This is a genomic window from Photobacterium sagamiensis, from assembly GCF_050337085.1.
Lineage (GTDB): Bacteria > Pseudomonadota > Gammaproteobacteria > Enterobacterales > Vibrionaceae > Photobacterium > Photobacterium sagamiensis.
On record NZ_JAKJSP010000127.1, the window covers coordinates 1 to 744 of the forward strand.

1 tRNA gene and 2 rRNA genes are annotated in these 744 nt (G+C 45.7%); all 3 read right to left on the reverse strand.

The annotated features are described in order from the left end of the window. Nucleotides 1-97, reverse strand: a 23S ribosomal RNA gene (locus L4D76_RS28755); the annotation flags it as partial. 287 nt (nt 98-384) lie between these two features. Then, nucleotides 385-460 (reverse strand) — tRNA-Glu (locus L4D76_RS28760). 98 nt (nt 461-558) lie between these two features. Further along, nucleotides 559-744 (reverse strand): 16S ribosomal RNA (locus tag L4D76_RS28765); the annotation flags it as partial.

Here is a 744-nt window from a genome sequence, read left to right on the forward strand (position 1 = left end):
GGCTTTTACTGCCTAATCTACGCTTATCGCAAGTTAATACGTCCTTCATCGCCTCTGACTGCCAAGGCATCCACCGTGTACGCTTAGTCACTTAACCATACAACCCCAAGAGGTTTCGTATGGCAACAACCAAGGTTTCTCTCTTAAAAGAGAGGATTTGTTTTCGCCGGACTCTTACACAAGACACTTGAATGTGTTTGTTTTGAGAACTCGTTTTTTATCCCTTCTTTAAATAAGAAGTCATAAAAAACATTTGTAATTGAATTCGAAAATTCAATTTACTAGTCAGCTTTCCAGATTGTTAAAGAGCATTGTGAATCTAATTAAAGACACACTTTCTAACAACACTCGGCTCTTTATTTCAAGAGAAGTGTGTTTAGAAAGTGGCGTCCCGTAGGGGAGTCGAACCCCTGTTACCGCCGTGAAAGGGCGGTGTCCTAGGCCTCTAGACGAACGGGACTAAGATTTCTTGCTAACGTTGCGGGGCAACGCTAGCGCTCTTTTACATTTCGACCAAGCAATCTGTGTGGACACTGCATAAAACAAACAGTCTTTAGGTAAGGAGGTGATCCAGCCCCAGGTTCCCCTAGGGCTACCTTGTTACGACTTCACCCCAGTCATGAACCACACCGTGGTAAACGCCCTCCCGAAGGTTAAGCTATCTACTTCTGGTGCAGCCCACTCCCATGGTGTGACGGGCGGTGTGTACAAGGCCCGGGAACGTATTCACCGTGACATTCTGAT